Annotated in this window: 17 protein-coding genes and 1 tRNA gene; 15 read left to right on the top strand and 3 right to left on the bottom strand. The window is 41.2% G+C overall.

Annotated elements, in window-relative coordinates:
• Positions 1-29 precede the first annotated feature (29 nt).
• From DZC72_RS04045 to scpA, 6 genes are all read left to right on the top strand, one after another.
• The gene (locus DZC72_RS04045; protein ID WP_125221594.1) at positions 30-1,577 is read left to right on the top strand and encodes an aldehyde dehydrogenase (NADP(+)); all 1,548 of its coding nucleotides are present in this window, start codon (positions 30-32) and stop codon (positions 1,575-1,577) included.
• Positions 1,578-1,865: 288 nt separating this feature from the next.
• Entirely contained in the window at positions 1,866-2,237 is a 372-nt protein-coding gene (locus tag DZC72_RS04040) for a hypothetical protein (RefSeq protein WP_125221593.1), read from the top strand.
• Between the two features lie 125 nt (positions 2,238-2,362).
• Complete coding sequence (locus tag DZC72_RS04035) at positions 2,363-3,403, top strand: sensor histidine kinase (protein WP_125221592.1); 1,041 nt, start codon at positions 2,363-2,365, stop codon at positions 3,401-3,403.
• Positions 3,404-3,442: 39 nt separating this feature from the next.
• On the top strand, positions 3,443-4,204 hold the full coding sequence (locus tag DZC72_RS04030) for a LytR/AlgR family response regulator transcription factor (protein ID WP_125221591.1): 762 nt from the start codon (positions 3,443-3,445) through the stop codon (positions 4,202-4,204).
• Positions 4,205-4,276: 72 nt separating this feature from the next.
• Positions 4,277-5,662 carry a methylmalonyl-CoA mutase subunit beta gene (locus DZC72_RS04025; RefSeq protein ID WP_125221590.1) on the top strand — a complete coding sequence of 462 codons (1,386 nt, stop codon included), beginning with the start codon at positions 4,277-4,279 and terminating at the stop codon, positions 5,660-5,662.
• On the top strand, positions 5,655-7,808 hold the full coding sequence (gene scpA, locus DZC72_RS04020; protein ID WP_125221589.1) for a methylmalonyl-CoA mutase: 2,154 nt from the start codon (positions 5,655-5,657) through the stop codon (positions 7,806-7,808). Before DZC72_RS04025 ends, scpA begins: the two co-directional genes overlap by 8 nt.
• A 51-nt stretch (positions 7,809-7,859) precedes the next feature.
• On the opposite strand, the gene DZC72_RS04015 is transcribed toward scpA, so the two are convergent.
• The gene (locus DZC72_RS04015; protein WP_125221588.1) at positions 7,860-9,101 is read right to left on the bottom strand and encodes an MFS transporter; all 1,242 of its coding nucleotides are present in this window, start codon (positions 9,099-9,101) and stop codon (positions 7,860-7,862) included.
• 234 nt (positions 9,102-9,335) lie between these two features.
• Between DZC72_RS04015 and DZC72_RS04010 the strand changes: the two genes are divergently transcribed.
• The 4 genes from DZC72_RS04010 to DZC72_RS03995 are packed head-to-tail and all read left to right on the top strand — an operon-like array spanning position 9,336 to position 11,862.
• The gene (locus DZC72_RS04010; protein WP_125221587.1) at positions 9,336-9,896 is read left to right on the top strand and encodes a RidA family protein; all 561 of its coding nucleotides are present in this window, start codon (positions 9,336-9,338) and stop codon (positions 9,894-9,896) included.
• Between the two features lie 27 nt (positions 9,897-9,923).
• Complete coding sequence (locus DZC72_RS04005; protein ID WP_125221586.1) at positions 9,924-10,796, top strand: SMP-30/gluconolactonase/LRE family protein; 873 nt, start codon at positions 9,924-9,926, stop codon at positions 10,794-10,796.
• A gap of 15 nt (positions 10,797-10,811) precedes the next feature.
• The gene (locus DZC72_RS04000) at positions 10,812-11,015 is read left to right on the top strand and encodes a hypothetical protein (protein WP_125221585.1); all 204 of its coding nucleotides are present in this window, start codon (positions 10,812-10,814) and stop codon (positions 11,013-11,015) included.
• Between the two features lie 40 nt (positions 11,016-11,055).
• Positions 11,056-11,862 carry an SDR family NAD(P)-dependent oxidoreductase gene (locus DZC72_RS03995; protein ID WP_125221584.1) on the top strand — a complete coding sequence of 269 codons (807 nt, stop codon included), beginning with the start codon at positions 11,056-11,058 and terminating at the stop codon, positions 11,860-11,862.
• 231 nt (positions 11,863-12,093) lie between these two features.
• Here DZC72_RS03995 and DZC72_RS03990 read toward each other — a convergent pair.
• Positions 12,094-12,165, bottom strand: a tRNA-Arg gene (locus DZC72_RS03990).
• 54 nt (positions 12,166-12,219) lie between these two features.
• Positions 12,220-12,936 (bottom strand): hypothetical protein, encoded by a 717-nt coding sequence (locus tag DZC72_RS03985; RefSeq protein WP_125221583.1) that lies wholly within the window; start codon positions 12,934-12,936, stop codon positions 12,220-12,222.
• Between the two features lie 474 nt (positions 12,937-13,410).
• Between DZC72_RS03985 and DZC72_RS03980 the strand changes: the two genes are divergently transcribed.
• From DZC72_RS03980 to DZC72_RS03960, 5 genes are all read left to right on the top strand, one after another.
• Positions 13,411-14,862: an arginine decarboxylase gene (locus DZC72_RS03980; protein WP_125221582.1), complete on the top strand. Its 1,452-nt coding sequence runs from the start codon at positions 13,411-13,413 to the stop codon at positions 14,860-14,862.
• 21 nt (positions 14,863-14,883) lie between these two features.
• Entirely contained in the window at positions 14,884-15,822 is a 939-nt protein-coding gene (gene speB / locus DZC72_RS03975; RefSeq protein WP_125221581.1) for an agmatinase, read from the top strand.
• Positions 15,809-16,786, top strand: coding sequence for a deoxyhypusine synthase family protein (locus DZC72_RS03970; RefSeq protein ID WP_125222596.1), 978 nt, complete (start codon positions 15,809-15,811; stop codon positions 16,784-16,786). The genes speB and DZC72_RS03970 overlap by 14 nt, the downstream gene beginning before the upstream one ends.
• A gap of 6 nt (positions 16,787-16,792) precedes the next feature.
• The gene (locus DZC72_RS03965; RefSeq protein ID WP_125221580.1) at positions 16,793-17,119 is read left to right on the top strand and encodes a hypothetical protein; all 327 of its coding nucleotides are present in this window, start codon (positions 16,793-16,795) and stop codon (positions 17,117-17,119) included.
• Positions 17,120-17,245: 126 nt separating this feature from the next.
• A complete protein-coding gene (locus tag DZC72_RS03960; RefSeq protein WP_125221579.1) occupies positions 17,246-18,772 on the top strand; it encodes a bifunctional GNAT family N-acetyltransferase/carbon-nitrogen hydrolase family protein in 1,527 nt (508 codons plus the stop codon).

Here is an 18,772-nt window from a genome sequence, read left to right as displayed (position 1 = left end):
TTACAAAATTTAAGGAAAAAGTATATCTAATGAGTAGCGATATGACATATTATCAGGCCATAAACCCGGCAACTGGGCAAAAATTGGAAGGCGAATTCAAAAATTCAACATGGAAGGATGTGGACCAAGCGGCCAAAAATGCCGCCACGGCCTTTCAAGTATATAGGAAGTTGGACAATGAGACGAAGGCGGAATTTCTTGAAGAAATTGCCAATGAAATCCTCGCGTTAGGGGACGCATTATTGGAACGCTGCCATTTGGAAACCGCATTGCCTTTGGGCCGACTCACAGGGGAACGAGGAAGGACCATGAACCAGTTACGTTTGTTTGCCAGTGTTGTAAGGGAAGGTTCTTGGGTAGATGCCCGTATAGATTTGGCCCAACCCAATAGGGAACCCTTGCCAAAATCGGACATACGGCACATGTTGATACCGCTAGGACCAGTGGCGGTCTTTGGGGCCAGTAATTTTCCATTGGCATTTTCAACCGCCGGTGGGGATACGGCTTCAGCTTTGGCCGCAGGTTGTCCTGTGGTCTATAAAGGTCATCCGGCGCACCCGGGAACTACGGAACTGATTACCGGAGCCATCCAGAAGGCCATTACAAAAATTGGTTTGCCAGAAGGTGTTTTCTCTATGGTTCAGGGAACCTCTATTGAAGTTGGTGAAAACCTGGTCAAACATGAGGATATTAAAGCGGTAGGTTTTACAGGTTCTTATAATGGAGGTATGGCGATATTCAATTATGCAAATACCAGGCCAGTTCCAATTCCGGTCTTTTCTGAAATGGGAAGCACAAACCCTATGTTCATATTGCCAGGGGCACTAAAAGACAGGGCATCACAATTGGCGCAAGGTTATTCCAATTCCCTCAATATGGGTGTAGGCCAATTTTGTACCAATCCCGGGCTTAGTTTCTATCCAAAAGGGGAGAGGTCCAATAAATTCTTGGAGGTCCTTTCCAATCAGATTAAATCTACGGAGGCCGCCACCATGCTTACCGCAGGTATTCAATCGGCATACAAAAAGGGCTTGGATGCGCTTTCCGCTACACAAGATTTGGAAATAATAGGTGAGGGAAAATTGCCTAGTGACAGCATTGGCGTCAGTTCCAAAGTCTTTAAGACGACAATGGACACATATCTAAAAAATAGCAAACTCTCAGAAGAAAATTTTGGTCCTTCTTCCATTGTAGTGGAAGCTGCCACAAAAGAGGATCTTTTAAAGGCAGCACGTGAACTGGAAGGTCACCTAACGGCTACCGTTCACGCCACTGAAGAGGATTTGGAGAACTATGCCGAGCTGTTTGAAATTCTTGAGCAGAAAGTGGGCCGAGTTCTGGTAAACGGTTATCCAACAGGGGTGGAGGTTTGCCATTCCATGGTGCATGGCGGGCCATTTCCAGCTACAACGGCTCCAAGTTCTACATCCGTAGGAACCAATGCAATTAAAAGGTTCGTTAGGCCAGTTTGCTATCAGGATTATCCAGAAAGTCTGCTTCCCGTTGAACTTAAAAACGACAACCCTTTACATATCTGGAGATTGGTCGATGGAGAATTTTCCCAAAAATCCATTTAGGTCTTATGCATTGCATTGACCTTTGATTTTTTAATAAATCATATTCCAAATAATGTTACGGGCAGTAAATACTGCCCGTAATATCTTTTAGAGACTTCTCATTTGACTAAATTCAAGTGCCATTGTTTACTTGAATTCGAGTATTCCTTTTTACTTTATTTTAAAACGAAGCAGGTTCAAGTTGATTTTCAGTCACTTCACTTTACTATTTCAAAATGGGCAATACTTCAGCCCTACATTTGTCCTGTAAATGATTCAAAAAAAATTTTATCATTAAAAATAAATATCATGAATAAATTAAGTGTTTTACTAGGAATGGCAATTTTGGGAGTTTTATTGATTTCGGCGAAAGCCAATCCTAATTGTGTGGATACAAATCACGATCCGCATAAGGCCAAATACAATCCCTTTGCAGAAGGTTTGCAAATTGCCATGGAGTCCGCCAATTTGGATGCCAGCGAGATTGTTGTCTTGAAGAACGAGGAAGAGTTGGATTTAGGCTTTGATACTTCGCAATACCTGCCATTAGGTTTTAATGCCTATGAAGGAATGGAATTGGATGTAAAGGATATTGTTGTTCTAGAAGCCGAGGAAGAAGTGGATTTAGGTTTTGACGTATCCAAATATCTTCCGGAAAATTTTGACGCATATGCGAAATAGGTGGTTGATTGTTGTTAGTTAGCTCCTTTTAATAGGCCTTCATTAAATTGGGGGCCTATCCTCCATGAATAACCTCTTTGTGCCCAACCAACCAAAATTAATGTACATTTGAAACCTTACGATTCATGCAATATAGTATCATGCTAAAGCCGGTTAAAATAGGTCAGATTCTGAAGATCTCTTTGCTTTTGGCCTTGTTGATATCCCTACCAAGGTCTATTTATATCTATAATATGTTATCCGATGGCAACCTGGAACTTTCCAGGGACCTGTTGATAGACTTTTTAGGAAGATATGTGTTTTTTGTGGTTTTCTCCTGGATCATGCTGCAGTTCAATACGAATACCGTATACTTATATTTTAAGGAATCCCCCAGACTTGGGGTCATGTTATCGATACTCGTTAACATCCTCATTCTAATACTGTTTCTAAACCTCTTCAATTATTTGTTTCCTTTTATTACCGGTCAGGAAATGGATGATAGGGCCAGGGGTTTCAGTAATTTCAATTATACGGTATTGATGGTGGTCCTTTTCTTTATTGCGAGGGTATTGCGCTTGCAAACAGACCAACAGGAAAGCAAATTGGAGAACGAACGGCTTAAACAGCAGAATTTGCAGAGCGAGTTGGCCGCTTTAAAAAATCAGATAGATCCCCATTTTCTGTTCAATTCCCTAAACTCGCTTACCTCATTGATCAGGGACAATAAACCGGCAACACAGTTTGTGAACAAACTTTCCCATATGTACCGATATATTCTTCAAAGCGGGGACTCCAACTTGGTGACCGTCAGGGAAGAATTGAAATATTTGGAAAGTTATGCCTATCTCATTGAAACGCGGTATAGGGATCGGTTTAAACTGAATATAGAGATCAACGAGGCGTATCTGGATGAAAAATTGCCGCCCATGGCCCTTCAACTGTTGGTAGAGAATGCGGTAAAGCACAATGAGATATCCGCTTCGCACCCGCTCAAAGTGGACATCGTTCAAAGGAATGGGTCTATTTTTGTAGAGAACGTTATCAGGCCTAGGACGAATTTGGCGGATGGAACAAAGAACGGATTGATAAATTTGAAAAAACGATTTGGCCTGCTTCTAAAACAGGAATTGATCATTAGAGAGGATAATGATATATTTAGTGTAGAATTACCCTTGTCAAAATAGTCATGAAACCTAAAGGAAGAGAATCAAAAATTTAAACGAGTGAAGGTAATCATAGTAGAGGACGAATTGGCGGCAAGCGAAAACTTGGCCTATCTGCTTCAAAGCATGGATGAAACCATTGAAGTGGAAAAGGTCTTGGAATCCGTGACCGATGCGGCGGATTTTTTATCCAGACCCTACAAGGCATCCCTTATTTTTATGGACATCCATCTGGCGGACGGACTTTCCTTTGAAATTTTTGAAAAAGTCGAGGTTACTACGCCCATTATTTTTACCACGGCATATGATCAATACGCATTAAAGGCCTTTAAGGTCAACAGTATAGACTATTTATTGAAACCTATCGATGAAGAGGAGCTTTTAGAGGCAATCAAAAAATTCAAAAGCCGAACCCTGGATACGGGTATAGACAAACAACAGATAAATAGCCTATTGGGACTAATAAGAGGAGGGGCGAAGAATTATAGGGAGACATTTTTGGTGAGCCATCGCGATCAGCTCATTCCATTAAAAACGGATAACATAGCCTATTTTAGAATTGACACGGGTATTGTCAAAGGAATTACCTTGGATAATCAATCCTATGTCATGGATAACAAATTGGAAGAAATTGAAGAAGAATTGGATCCTTCCAAGTTTTATAGGATCAATAGGCAGTTTATTGTAAAAAAGGATGCTTTGGAGAGCATCAAGTACTATTTTAACGGTAAGCTTATTGTAACCCTTACACCTTCTTGTGAGGAAAAGGTGGTAGTGAGCAAGGCAAAGGCCACTGCCTTTAAAAACTGGGTCAACTCCTAATAGATATTTGCTGTCGACAAACCTTTTTTCTTATTGTATCTTTGAGTAAGCACCTATTGAGATATTTGAGTGATGTCAAAGAAAAAAGTAGCACCTCTTTTCGAAGAATTTCCTCCCGTTTCCGCCAAAGCTTGGAAGCAGAAAATCCAGTATGACTTAAAGGGAGCCGACTATAATGAGGAATTGGTATGGAAATCCAGGGAGGGAATCCATGTAAAACCCTTTTATCACAGGGAAGACTTGGTGGAACCCTGCCTCTCAACGGATTCCGAAAAGACATGGAAAATAGGGCAGTCCATATATGCTGGGAATGCTAAGGCTGCCAACAAAAGAGCCCATACATTATTGGGAAATGGTGTGGAGGTACTTCATGTTAACATTCCCAATGAAGAGGTACAGTTTCAGGAAATTATAAAGAATATTGATTTGGAGAACATCCCTGTTTCCATTCAGTTCAATTACTTATCGACTTCCTATGTAGAGTCACTGCTCAAGTCCGTTGGAAATTTAAAATCGAAAGTTCATTTACATATCGATATCATAGGGAATTTGGCACGTACTGGAAATTGGTTCCATAACCTATCAAAAGATCATGAAATTCTGGAGCTACTTATAAAAACCGAAGCAAAGAATCTTTTGAGCGTTGACACCACGTTGTATGAAAATGCCGGGGCGGATATTGTGCAACAACTTGGATATGGTCTTGCCCATGTCCATGAATATGTTCAGCATTTGAATAACAAGGGCCTTTTAAAAAACTTGGAAAAAATCGATTTTAAAGTGGCCATTGGGGGTAACTATTTCTTTGAGATAGCCAAATTGAGGGCATTACGGCTACTTTGGGCTACTTTGATGGACGATTATGATATCAAGGCGGATTGCCACATAGTCGCCGAACCTTCTCGAAGGAACAAAACCCTGTACGATTACAATATGAATATGGTTAGAACCACTTCAGAATGCATGAGCGCAATTCTTGGTGGTGCACAGGTAGTTTTCAATCACGCTTACGATAAAATATACCATAAGGACAATGCTTTTTCTAGCCGTATCGCCTTAAACCAGTTATTGATCTTAAAGGAGGAAGCTTATTTCGATAAGGTGAAAAATGCAGCCGATGGGGCCTATTATATGGAGTCCCTCACCCGCCAATTGGCCGAAAAGGCATTGATTTTATTTAAATCCGTTGAAAAGGAAGGAGGATTCCTAAGGCAGTTAAAAACAGGAGCAGTTCAGCAAAATATCAGGGAAGCCGCTAACAGACAACAGGAGCAATTTAACCAAAGAAACGAAGTGCTTGTGGGCACCAATAAATTTGTAACCGGTTCCGATGCGATGAAGACTCATTTGGAACTGTATCCCTTTGTAAAGACTGCGCCCAGGAAAACCTTGATTGAACCTATTATCGAATCGCGGTTGGCGGAAGCCATGGAACAAAAAAGGTTGAAGGATGAGTAGAAGGGACGTACAGCATATCAGTCTTAAACTAAGAAGAATCAATAATGACTCCTCAAAAGAACCGCTTGATGAATTTGAGACTGCAGAGGGAATACCGTTGAAGCGAACGTATTCGGAAAGCGATCTGGACCTATTGGAACACTTGGACTTCCCTGCCGGATTACCTCCTTTTTTACGAGGTCCCTATGCAACGATGTATGTTCAAAAACCATGGACCATCAGGCAGTATGCCGGTTTTTCAACGGCGGAGGAGAGCAACGCATTTTACAGAAGAAATTTGGAAGGAGGGCAAAAGGGCTTATCAGTAGCCTTTGATCTTCCTACCCATAGAGGTTATGATAGTGACCATGAAAGAGTGGTAGGTGACGTAGGCAAGGCCGGAGTTGCCATTGATTCCGTGGAGGATATGAAGGTCTTGTTCGATGGAATTCCGTTGGATAAAATGTCGGTTTCCATGACCATGAACGGTGCCGTAATTCCTGTTATGGCCTTTTACATTGTGGCTGCCGAGGAGCAAGGTATTTCCAAGGAGCAATTGACGGGAACCATCCAAAACGATATCCTGAAGGAATTTATGGTTCGCAACACCTATATCTATCCACCAGGGCCATCCATGCGTTTGGTAGCTGATATATTCGAATATACCAGTCAAAACATGCCCAAATTCAACAGCATCAGTATTTCCGGATATCACATGCACGAAGCGGGTGCCCCGGCCCATATGGAATTGGCCTATACCTTGGCAGACGGTTTGGAGTATATTAGGACAGGTTTGGAGGCAGGTCTCAATATAGATGATTTTGCACCAAGGCTCTCCTTCTTTTGGGGTATTGGAATGAACCATTTCATGGAAATAGCCAAGTTACGGGCCGGAAGAATACTTTGGGCCAAATTGGTAAAGAAGTTCAGTCCACAAAATGTAAAGTCCTTAATGTTGAGAACCCATTGTCAAACCAGTGGGTGGAGTTTAACGGAACAGGATCCTTTCAATAATGTAGCCAGGACCACCATAGAGGCCATGGCCGCGGTGTTTGGAGGAACGCAAAGTCTACATACCAATGCCTTGGATGAAGCGATAGCATTGCCTACCGATTTTTCGGCAAGAATTGCACGGGAAACCCAATTATTTCTGCAGGAAGAAACCAAAATTACCAAGACCGTTGATCCTTGGGCAGGCAGTTATTACCTAGAATCTTTGACCGATGAATTGGCACATAAGGCTTGGAAGCTTATTGAGGAAGTGGAGGAACTTGGCGGAATGACCAAAGCGATTGAGGCCGGAATTCCCAAAATAAGGATCGAGGAGGCAGCGGCCAAAAAACAGGCCCGCTTGGATAGTGGCAAAGATGTTCTCGTAGGGGTCAACAAATATCGTCTGAAACAGGAGGATAACCTGAGTATTTTGGAGGTTGACAATGAAAAGGTACGAATCCAGCAAATAGATCGGTTGACTACATTGAAGGCACAACGTAATGAAGAACAAGTACGTCAGATATTGAATCGTATCACTAATGCTGCAATAGATTCCCTTGAAAAAAACAAAAAGCGCGATAATTTACTAGCTTTAGCGGTAGAAGCGGCAAGGTCAAGGGCTACCTTGGGCGAAATCAGTCAGGCACTTGAGGTAGCTTATGGTAGGCATACCGCAACCAATAATACCATTTCGGGCGTGTATTCCAAAGAAATCAAACAAGACGATAGTTTTAAAAAGGCCGTCCGCATGGCAGATGAATTGGCGGAGCAAGAAGGGCGACGCCCTCGGATTATGGTAGCCAAAATGGGGCAGGACGGACACGATCGCGGGGCTAAGGTGGTGGCTACGGCCTATGCCGATATTGGTTTTGACGTGGATATAGGTCCCCTTTTCCAAACACCAAAGGAAGTTGCCAAACAGGCGGTGGAGAATGATGTTCATGTTTTAGGGATCTCATCCTTGACAGCGGGACATAAAACCCTGGTGCCGGCCGTTATTGAGGAACTTAAGGCATATAATAGAGGTGACATACTTGTCGTGGTGGGAGGTGTCATTCCCAAACAGGACTATGCATTCCTAAAGGAAAAAGGAGTTACCGCCATTTATGGGCCTGGAACTAAAATTAGCGAGGCCGCAATCGAAATACTGGAAATTTTACTGAAGAATATATAATAAAAAAAGGGACCATAACTATGGTCCCTTTTTACTGTTTTCAATAAAGTATTAAGCAGTAGCTACTTTCCCAGAATTCTTATTCTTCATCCAAAAATACAGGATAACGAACATTACAACGGCCAAGGCAGGGAAAATGGTTATTGTACGCATGGTTTCCTGTCCGGCCACGAGTTCCAATTCATCACCTGTTAGTCCTGTAGCGGCTACTTTTTCTAGGTCGGAATCTATCCACATACCTGTAATAGGTTGGAAGATTGTTTGGGAAAACATCCCCACTGCACCAATGATGGACATACCCAAGGCACCACTCTTTGGTATTTTATCTGCCACAAAACCAATCATATTCGGCCAAAAATAAGCGACGCCCAAAGCAAAAAAGATAGCGGCTACATAAGCCATGGCTCCCGTTTGCGTACTGAAGAGATACACGCCTATCGTAGCCAATACGGCAGACCCCAATAGTACGCCCGTTTGGTCGAATTTTTTCACCATATCACCTCCAAAGTATCTGGCCACGGCCATAATACCGGTCACAAGGGCCAAGATAAGCATAGGCTGTGCTCCACTCTTCGCTAGAATAATGCTCGACCATTGTTGTGGAATGAATTCTGAGGCGGCGGTAAGTGCCATACAGATGATCATAAAAATGAATAAAGGAGAAATCATAGCTTTCAGATTGCCACTCAAAGTGGCACCTTCTTCTACTTTTGCCTTTGGCCATGACTGCCCTAAAAATAAATACCCGTAGATGAGTGTAGGAATTACGATGACCCAAATTTGGGTTTCCCAACTCAACCCAGCGTCCGTCATAAATTTTGAAATCAAACTACCAATTACAATTCCTCCAGGGAACCACATGTGGAACCTGTTCATCATGGTACTCATTCTAGTTCCTTGATAAGCATCCGCGATCATTGGGTTACAAGCGGCTTCCGTACATCCGTTACCAAGTCCTATCAATAAGGTTGAAATAAGGAGTCCAATATAACTTCCTGAATATATAGTGAGAATAATTCCTACGGCGTGTGCAAAAAAAGCAAAATTCATAATGGCCTTACCACCTACCTTATGGTAAATCAACCCTCCAATGACCATGGAAATTGGGAATCCCAAAAACCACATGGAGTTAATAAATCCCAATTGTTCTGCAGAAAGACTTAATTCCTCTCCTAATTGAGGCAAAATACCAGCTCTAATACTAAAGGAAAAGGCTGTAGTAATCAATGCGAAACAACTTGCATAGAACAATCTGTTAGCATTCACGTTTGAAGTTGCTGTTGAACTCGTCATATTTGTTGGTTTTATTAATTGATTTTTGGTTAGTACGCTAAGCTAATAAAAATGCGATAATTTCTCTTGTTTTTTATGAAAATCATAGTTTAGGTGTGTTTTAATATAGGATAATGAAGATTCTTTAGAGGGTAAGTGAATTTTCAAATGTAATAAAACAGCCCAATCTCTTATTTGTAAACTACATACGTATAGAGTACCTTGGAACACAATCCATAATTTAGATTCAAGTATATGAAACAAATTTTGCCTATCATTTTTATGTGTTTAGTAGTGGGCTGTAAAAATGAAATGCCCAAAAATGAAATTGAAAAACTTCCTTTGGATGAGAATTACGATCCGGAAGCGAATTTAAATCGATTAGGCATTGAATTAAGGTCCATAGGAAAGCCCGTAGCCAACTATGTACATGCAGTACGAACTGGAAATTTGCTTTTTCTTGCCGGAAAAGGTCCTCGACAGTCAAATGGAGAGAACGTCGTAGGGAAGTTGGGTTTGGATTTAACGGTGGAAGAAGGCTACAATGCAGCTAGGGAGGCGGCCATCAATCAGTTGTCCGTGCTAAAGGAAGAGCTTGGTGATTTACGTAAGGTTAAGCGTATTGTAAATGTAAAGGGTATGGTGAATGCAGTTCCGGAATTTACTGAACAATCCAAGGTTATCAATGGCTATTCAGATCTTATGGTCGAGGTTTTTGGTGAAAAGGGAAAACATTCAAGGGCGGCCGTAGGAATGGGTTCCTTACCTGGTAATATGTCGGTGGAGGTAGAAATGGTTGTCGAGATATATGAGTAATGTACTTCAATATATGCTATTGATCCAATGGAGATAACAACAGTGCATCCTCACAAAAGCGAATTAGGTGAAGGTCCTTTCTGGGATGGCCAAAAGAAGGCCATTTGTTGGGTGGATATTTTGAATGGTCATATTCATGAATATGCTGTATATACCGATGAATACAAACGGTATTTGACCAAAAAAATGGTGGGATGTGCTGCAATATGTAGGGACCAAAATTTTGTTCTGGCCACTACGGAAGGCATCGGTTTTTTGAACAGGGAATCTGGAGCGATAACCTATGCGGACCATCCGGAAAAGGATGTAGCGGGAAATAGATTCAACGATGGTAAGTGCGATCCAGCGGGTAGATTTTGGGTGGGCAGCATGGCCCTTTCCGAAGCTACTGGAGCAGGCTCCGTATATATGTTCGAGAATGGTCGAAGTAGTAAGAAAATAGGAAATACGACCATTTCCAATGGAATGGCTTGGAATGCAGATCATACAATATTATATTTTATCGATACGCCCACTAGATCGGTGATGGCCTATGATTACGCCATAGAAAATGGTACAATTTCAAAGGGTAGGGTGGTCATTTCTATAGACGTAAAGGAAGGGTTTCCTGATGGTATGACCATCGATTCCGAAGGTATGCTCTGGATCGCCCATTGGGGCGGTTGGCAAGTGACTCGTTGGAATCCAGAAACCGGGACTTTATTGTTTAGAATTAAACTTCCCGCGGCAAAAATCACCTCTTGTACCTTTGGAGGAAAGGATTTAAGGGATTTGTACGTAACCTCTGCAAAAGTAGATTTGACAGAGGAAGAACTAAAAAACCAGCCTTTGGCGGGTTCACTATTTGTGATACGAAATAGTGGGTACCAAGGTGTCCCTGGATTTTTATATAAATTTTAGTAGCTGTTACAGTTTATGAGTATTTTCAAAGAACTTAATTCAGAACTTAAAAAGCATGGAATTAAGGATATAGAAGTTAATGGGCAAACCCATGGTCCACTGACACGATTGGTAAGTTCGAAAATGTCGCATAGTCCCTATGTAGATATTTTGACAAAATATCTTGAAAAACTTAAGGGAAACAAGGCTGAAAGGGACGTGTCCATTTGTGCGATGTAAGTATTCAATAGGCTGCTTTATTAAATTGAATAGTTAAAAGATGAGACTTAAAAACAAGATTGCATTGGTAACGGGTGCCGGTAAAGGTATCGGGAAGGAAATAGCGGAAGGGTTTGCTGCCGAGGGTGCTAAGGTAATCATTAACGATTTGCCTAATGCCGAGTATGCCAAGAAAGTGGTTGAAGACATCAAAAAAAAGGGAGGTAGCGCGGATTTCTATCAAACGGATGTGTCCAAGGTGGAGAATATTCGAAAGATGTTCTCCTTTATAGAAGAAAAATATGGAAAACTGGATGTGTTGGTCAACAATGCCGGTATAACGGGTTGGAGCGATTTCTTTGATACCGAGGAAGTTTTATTTGATAAGGTCATCAATCTGAATGTTAAAGGCACCTTGTTCTGCGCCATTGAGGCGGCGAAATTGATGAAAAAAAATAATAAGGGTGGCAGTATTATCAATATATCCTCCATATGTTCGGTATTGAGTGTGAAAAACCTTATTTGCTATTCTACAAGTAAAGGGGGTATTGAGGCCATGAGCAAACAAATGGCGGTTGAACTGGCGCCGTACAATATTAGGGTGAACACTTTTGGACCGGGTCCAATAAACACAGAACGAAACTTGAACGAGGATCCTGAATATAAGGAAAATTGGGGTCGAGTTGTGCCTATGAAAAGAACTGGCGAACCTGAAGAAATGATTGGCCCCGCCCTATTTTTAGCTTCGGATGAATCTAGTTATGTAACGGGCCAATTATTTTATGTGGATGGCGGATGGAGTGTTCAGGGAAAGTTCGCAGAGGATAGTATGGATAGTCAGCTGAAGAATAGTGGGGCTAAAAAATAAAACCTATCATTCAATGGATAACAACAAAATTAAAGGGACAAATCTATGGGTCTTCCCTTTTATTCAAAGTAGCCTTGGCAAGAGATAACTACGTTGTTCTTTTGTGTCTCATGCTGAAAATGCATATAGATAGCTATCGCATTACAAACCTTAACAAAAAAAGGACCAGCAAGCTGTCCTTTTTTAATTTTCGGTTGTAACACCTTCGGTACATCCATATGCATTTATTTGTAGCCTCGGCAAGAATCGAACTTGCATCTAAAGTTTAGGAAACTTCTATTCTATCCATTGAACTACGAGGCCAAATAGGCTGGCAAAAATAGAACTTTTTGTCAATTTTATGCAAAAGGAACTAGATCAATTTCTTTTGGACCATATTTCGTACATGGGTTCGCCCCTGCTATTTTGGCCCGTATGGTGCCAATCACTGCCTTTTAGTTCGTAATTGAACTCAAGACTGGCCCCTACACGATCATTGTCTCGGGAGAAAAACTCAATATTTTCTATATAAACACCGTCCTTAGAGGTAAAACTACCGCCTCCCGTTCCCGAAAACGCCATGGTTTCCGTTTGGAAGGCAATCCATTGAAAACGGCCGTCCATCAAGAATTTCAAGGTTTTTCTAGGGTTTTCTTCGCCTCTACGATCTTGGCCCGTGTCCGGACCCCGGGTAGCAAATAACCATTGACCGTCCAAGTCTTGTTCTAAAGTATCCGTTTTTTCAAAGGTAAAGGTATCATCCATTTGTAAGGTGATATTGTTTCCATGCGCGGAAATGGGAATTTCGAGTTGTTTTACACCGTCCTCTTCAAAATCGGAATTAAATTCAAGTTGCACTTTAAGCATTTCACCGTCAATATTATAAAATCCACCTACTGTCTTGACGAACTCGGCGGGATCAATTTTGTAAACGGATAGTATTAGGTAATCCTTGTCGATTTTGAGCTCATGTTGGTTGTTTTCTCTGTCTGAAAGGTAGACTCCAGGGGCAATTTGTGCATTTGCTACGGATATCAGCAAGATAAATACTGCAAAGTATTGTATTTGTACCATTTTACGTTGTATTATCTTCATAGGTTTATTGATTAGTAATGGGTATTAAGATACTGAATATAAATAGTTTGTATATTTAACAGTTCTTAAAAATGGACTCTTTTGAACTTTTTTGGGTCCTTGAACGTATTTTGTTTGAAAACGGTTGTTTTTTCATTTTTTTTGTTTTCATTTGTGCCCTAAAATATGAGGCTAACTCAATGCAAGGCCTAGGCCTTTAGCTGAACATAATGCAATTTGTTTCTATGTTCGGGTTTTTGGGAATTAGGAAGTCAAACCCAAAAATGGCTTATAAGATAAGCAGCCGAATTTTAAAGCTAACTTCCGAAAGTAATCCCTCGATCGTGCAGAGTCAGCACATCTACTTTTTTATACCTACTACCCAAAAACAAATTCTTATTTGATTTGAAAATACATCATGTTTTCTTAACATGAAAAGAGCACATTTAATTAAATATTAAAACGTATTTTCAAACATCAAATATAATTTCTTACATGAATACTAAATATATTGATCTAATAGATCAGACCTATTTTTTTCCCCAGGAGGAGTTTACCTTGGACGGAGACCACTTGAAATTCCATAATATCCCTTTAAACGATTTGGTTGAGGAATATGGAAGTCCCTTGAAATTCACATATCTACCTAAGATATCGGAGAATATTGCGCGTGCCAAGAACTGGTTCGCAAATGCTATTAAAAAGAACGATTATAAGGGCAAGTACCACTACTGTTATTGCACCAAAAGTTCGCATTTTCAGCACGTATTGCACGAAGCGTTAAAAAACGATATCCATATTGAAACATCCTCGGCCTTTGACATCAACATTGTGGAGCAATTGAAAAAGGATGGGAAGCTAAAGGACGATGCCTACGTTATCTGTAACGGTTTTAAACGTGAACAGTATATCGATAATATAGCACGGTTGATAAATAACGGCCATGACAATTGTATTCCAATTATTGATAACTATGAAGAAATAGAACTGTTGTCTGATAGTATTAAGGATACGTTTAAGGTAGGTATTCGTATTGCATCGGAAGAAGAGCCAAAATTTGAATTTTATACATCCAGATTGGGTATCGGCTATAAAAATATAGTGCCATTCTACGAAAATCAGATCAAGGACAATGACAAGGTAGAACTAAAGATGTTGCACTTTTTCATCAATACGGGTATTAGGGACAATGCCTATTATTGGAACGAATTAGTGAAATGTCTCAAAGTATACGTGCGGCTCAAAAAAATCTGTCCGTCCCTAGACAGTTTGAACATTGGTGGCGGTTTCCCAATAAAGAATTCCTTGGCCTTTGAATACGATTACCAGTATATGGTAGATGAGATATTGAACCAGATCAACATAGCATGTGCCGAGGCTGAGGTGCCAGTTCCTAATATTTTTACGGAATTTGGGAGTTTTACCGTGGGCGAAAGTGGCGGTGCCATTTATGAGATCCTCTATCAAAAGCAACAGAACGACCGTGAGAAATGGAATATGATCGATTCTTCCTTCATCACTACCTTGCCCGATACGTGGGCAATTAACAAGCGTTTTATCATGTTGCCCATTAACCGGTGGAACGATGAGTACGAGAGGGTACTTTTGGGAGGGCTTACCTGTGATAGTGACGACTATTACAATAGTGAGCAGAACATGAACGCCATCTATCTACCAAAATATAAAAGGGATAAACCTTTATATATAGGTTTCTTTAATACTGGTGCCTATCAAGAGACCATTGGTGGTTTTGGCGGCTTACAGCACTGCTTGATTCCCCAGCCCAAACATGTTCTGATCAATAAGGATGAAAATGGGGAATTGATAACCACCTTATATAGTCCACAACAGACCGCTGAGGATCTTTTGGAAATTTTAGGGTATGGGGACTATCAAAAAGGGAAAAAGAAAAAATCAACAAAGGTTGAAAAACAGCTTTCAAATTAATTTGTTCTAATTTTAAATCAGATGAGTACATCAAAGAATTATGCAGGTATACCTGACAAATTCGCACAATTGGAAACCGCAAAGGTTATTTTGATTCCGGTGCCTTATGAAGGCACTACGACTTGGGGCAAGGGAACGGTGAACGGACCCAAGGCCTTTTTGGAAGCCTCCGAGAATATGGAGCGCTATGATATTGAGACAGATACCGAGGTGTACGAGCAAGGTATTTATTTGGCCGATGCCATTGAGGGGCATACCTCTCCGGAGGCCATGGTGAACGAAGTCCATAAAGTTACCAAGGACTATATAAAACGAAATAAATTCGTGACCTTGGTAGGTGGGGAGCATTCCATTTCCATAGGTACGATCCGCGCATTTAACGAGTGTTTTGATGACCTCACGGTTTTGCATATAGATGCACATGCAGATTTGAGGGAATCCTATGCCGGTACAAAGTTTAATCATGCCTGCGCTGTTCACGAGGCCAGTCAAACCACCAATTTGGTACAGGTAGGAATCCGTTCCATGGATGCCATAGAAAAGACTTTGATCGATGAGGACAAGACTTTTTTTGCCCATGAGATGGTGGTAGATGAGTATTGGATGGACAAGGTCATCGAGGCAATGACCGATAATGTTTTCATTACTTTTGACCTGGATGCGCTAGATCCTTCGATCATGCCATCTACCGGAACGCCGGAACCAGGGGGACTTTTATGGTACGAGACCTTGGAATTCTTAAAGCGGGTTTTTGAGGAAAAAAATGTGGTAGGCTTTGATTTGGTGGAGCTTTGCCCCAATCCATCTGCTAAATCCTCTGATTTTGTGGCCGCAAAGTTGTATTATAAGATGTTGAGTTATAAGTTTATGGGACAGGACGCTGATGAGGAATATGATAATACCTATGATGTGGACTATAAATCGAACAACAGTTTAAAATTTAATGATGACGAAGAATAAGGGAGCTATCTCCAATTTTATTGAAAAATATTATTTACACTTCAATGCCGCTGCTTTGGTGGATGCCGCCAAAGGGTATGAGGAGCAGCTTAACAATGGGGCCAAGATGTTGGTCTCCTTGGCAGGTGCTATGAGTACTGCGGAATTGGGCAAAATTTTCGCGGAGATGATCCGTCAGGACAAGGTGCAGATCATTTCCTGTACCGGTGCCAACTTGGAAGAGGATATTATGAACTTGGTGGCCCATTCGCACTACAAGCGGGTGCCCAACTACCGTGACCTTACGCCACAACAGGAATGGGATTTATTGGAAAAGGGCTTAAACCGGGTTACGGACACCTGTATTCCAGAGGAGGAAGCCTTCCGTAGATTGCAAAAGCATATTTTTAAGATTTGGAAGGATGCCGATGATAAGGGAGAGCGCTACTTGCCACATGAGTTTATGTACAAAATGTTGCTTTCAGGAGTATTGGAAGAGTATTATGAAATAGATTTGAAGGACTCTTGGATGTATGCCGCTGCTGAGAAAAATTTGCCAATTATATGCCCTGGTTGGGAAGACAGTACCATGGGTAATATATTTGCATCGTATGTGCTAAAAGGGGAGTTGAAGGCCAGCACCATGAAATCGGGTATTGAGTATATGACCTTTTTGGCAGATTGGTATACCGATAATTCAGAAAACGGTATAGGATTTTTTCAAATTGGTGGAGGCATTGCCGGAGATTTCCCCATTTGTGTGGTTCCCATGCTGTATCAGGATATGGAACGCACGGATACGCCTTTTTGGAGCTATTTCTGCCAAATCAGCGATAGCACGACAAGTTATGGTTCCTACTCGGGTGCCGTACCTAATGAAAAGATTACCTGGGGCAAGTTGGATATAGACACCCCAAAATTTATTATAGAAAGTGATGCGACCATTGTTGCACCTTTAATTTTTGCTTATCTTTTGGACTATTAATTATTTATGGACAAGAACGCACATTTAAAAAAAGTCATTGTAGACTTTAAGAAGTTGACCCCCGAAGTTTTGAAGCTTTTAGTGGAGCGCTATCCAGATGGGTACGATGATCGTAACATCATATCCTTTAAAAACGCCCAAGGAGAACGTATTGAGGCAGTGGAGGTCCTAACGGAGGATACCAAATACTTGGTAAAGATCAGTGCCAAGTTGGAGTATACCATGGAAAACTACGATGAGGACGACTACGAGGATTTTGCTGACGATGATCCAGATGCAATCATGGAACCAGATCCAAAGGATATGGTAGATGGGGATGATGAAGAGGATTAGCCTTAAATCGTCTGTACTGGAAAGTAAATTAATAACATAACTAATATTGGGTTTAGGTCCATTTGACCTAAACCCAACTTTTTTATACAAAAATCCCTATCATTAACAGATATCCCTTTTATTAATATGAATATAGAAGAAATTGAAAATATTGAACTGGAGTACATAAGTCTTTCGGACTATAAGGAATTAAAGGAAGCAATGGTTTCCTCTTATACCAGTATGCAAAATGCCGTTTGGAGCCTAGAGCAGATAGACAACCTAATAAACAAGTTTCCAGAAGGACAGGTGGTCATTAAGATCAACGGTAAGTTGGCCGGATGTGCCCTATCTATCATAGTTGATTTCTCAAAATTTGATAATGAACACACCTATAAAATGGTTACGGGCAACTATACCTTTAATACCCATGATGAAAAAGGTGATGTATTGTACGGTATCGATGTTTTCATTGCTCCGGAGTATAGAGGTCTGCGATTGGGCAGAAGATTATATGATTATAGAAAGGAGTTGTGCGAAAAGCTAAATCTAAAAAGCATTGTTTTTGGCGGTCGTATGCCCAACTACCACAAATATGCCAATGAACTTTCGCCTAAACAGTATATCGACTTGGTTAAGCGAAAGGAAATCCAAGATCCCGTACTTAATTTTCAGATCAGTAACGATTTTCATCCATCCAAGGTAATGAAAGGCTATTTGGAAGGGGACAGTGAATCCAATGATTTCGCCATTCTTATGGAATGGGACAACATTTATTACCAAAAACCCACTGGTGTGGCCACTACGGTTAAGACTATCGTTCGGTTGGGTCTGATCCAATGGCAGATGCGCCCGTATAAGGATATCAACGAGTTGTTGCAGCAGGCGGAATATTTTATCGATGCCGTATCCGGTTATCGGTCGGATTTTGCCCTGTTCCCAGAGTTTTTTAATGCACCCTTGATGGCGGGGAACAACCACATGAGCACACCGGACGCCATTAGGGAACTGGCCAAGCATACCGATGTATTGGTACAAAAGTTTTCAGAATTTTCCATCTCCTATAATATTAATATTATAACTGGAAGCATGCCAGAGGTAATCGATGGCAAACTTTATAATGTGGGGTATTTATGTAGAAGGGACGGTTCTTTGGAGCGTTATGAAAAATTGCACGTAACCCCGGACGAAGCCAAGGTTTGGGGCATGCAGGGAGGGTCCAAGTTACAGGCCTTTGATACCGATTGTGGAAAGATTGGGGTACTGATTTGTTATGATGTGGAGTTTCCTGAGCTTCCACGGCTGTTGGCAGAGGAAGGAGTGGACATCCTTTTTGTACCCTTCTTGACGGATACACAGAACGGTTATTCCCGCGTGCGAAACTGCGCACAGGCCAGGGCCATAGAAAACGAATGTTACGTTGCCATTGCCGGTAGTGTGGGAAACTTGCCCAATGTGCAGAATATGGACATACAGTTTGCACAGAGTATGGTTTTCACCCCGTGTGATTTTTCCTTTCCCACGAACGGAATCAAGGCAGAGGCGACTCCCAATACGGAGATGATCCTCATTGCCAATGTGGACATAAGTTTGTTGCGGGAACTGAATCAATTTGGGGCGGTACGCAATCTTAGGGACCGCCGTAAGGATATTTTTGAACTAAGAAAAAAATAA

This window comes from Maribacter algicola (assembly GCF_003933245.1).
Classification (GTDB): domain Bacteria; phylum Bacteroidota; class Bacteroidia; order Flavobacteriales; family Flavobacteriaceae; genus Maribacter; species Maribacter algicola.
The sequence above is the reverse complement of the archived record's forward strand: the minus strand, read 5'-3'. Positions and strand labels throughout refer to the sequence as shown.

Bases quoted from the DNA above. Each gene is read 5' to 3' on its own strand.
- DZC72_RS04045 (WP_125221594.1), top strand. From the start codon at position 30: ATGAGTAGCGATATGACATATTATCAGGCCATAAACCCGGCAACTGGG.
- DZC72_RS04040 (WP_125221593.1), top strand. From the start codon at position 1,866: ATGAATAAATTAAGTGTTTTACTAGGAATGGCAATTTTGGGAGTTTTA.
- DZC72_RS04035 (WP_125221592.1), top strand. From the start codon at position 2,363: ATGCAATATAGTATCATGCTAAAGCCGGTTAAAATAGGTCAGATTCTG.
- DZC72_RS04025 (WP_125221590.1), top strand. From the start codon at position 4,277: ATGTCAAAGAAAAAAGTAGCACCTCTTTTCGAAGAATTTCCTCCCGTT.
- scpA (WP_125221589.1), top strand. From the start codon at position 5,655: ATGAGTAGAAGGGACGTACAGCATATCAGTCTTAAACTAAGAAGAATC.
- DZC72_RS04015 (WP_125221588.1), bottom strand. From the start codon at position 9,101: ATGACGAGTTCAACAGCAACTTCAAACGTGAATGCTAACAGATTGTTC.
- DZC72_RS04010 (WP_125221587.1), top strand. From the start codon at position 9,336: ATGAAACAAATTTTGCCTATCATTTTTATGTGTTTAGTAGTGGGCTGT.
- DZC72_RS04005 (WP_125221586.1), top strand. From the start codon at position 9,924: ATGGAGATAACAACAGTGCATCCTCACAAAAGCGAATTAGGTGAAGGT.
- DZC72_RS04000 (WP_125221585.1), top strand. From the start codon at position 10,812: ATGAGTATTTTCAAAGAACTTAATTCAGAACTTAAAAAGCATGGAATT.
- DZC72_RS03995 (WP_125221584.1), top strand. From the start codon at position 11,056: ATGAGACTTAAAAACAAGATTGCATTGGTAACGGGTGCCGGTAAAGGT.
- DZC72_RS03985 (WP_125221583.1), bottom strand. From the start codon at position 12,936: ATGAAGATAATACAACGTAAAATGGTACAAATACAATACTTTGCAGTA.
- DZC72_RS03980 (WP_125221582.1), top strand. From the start codon at position 13,411: ATGAATACTAAATATATTGATCTAATAGATCAGACCTATTTTTTTCCC.
- speB (WP_125221581.1), top strand. From the start codon at position 14,884: ATGAGTACATCAAAGAATTATGCAGGTATACCTGACAAATTCGCACAA.
- DZC72_RS03970 (WP_125222596.1), top strand. From the start codon at position 15,809: ATGACGAAGAATAAGGGAGCTATCTCCAATTTTATTGAAAAATATTAT.
- DZC72_RS03965 (WP_125221580.1), top strand. From the start codon at position 16,793: ATGGACAAGAACGCACATTTAAAAAAAGTCATTGTAGACTTTAAGAAG.
- DZC72_RS03960 (WP_125221579.1), top strand. From the start codon at position 17,246: ATGAATATAGAAGAAATTGAAAATATTGAACTGGAGTACATAAGTCTT.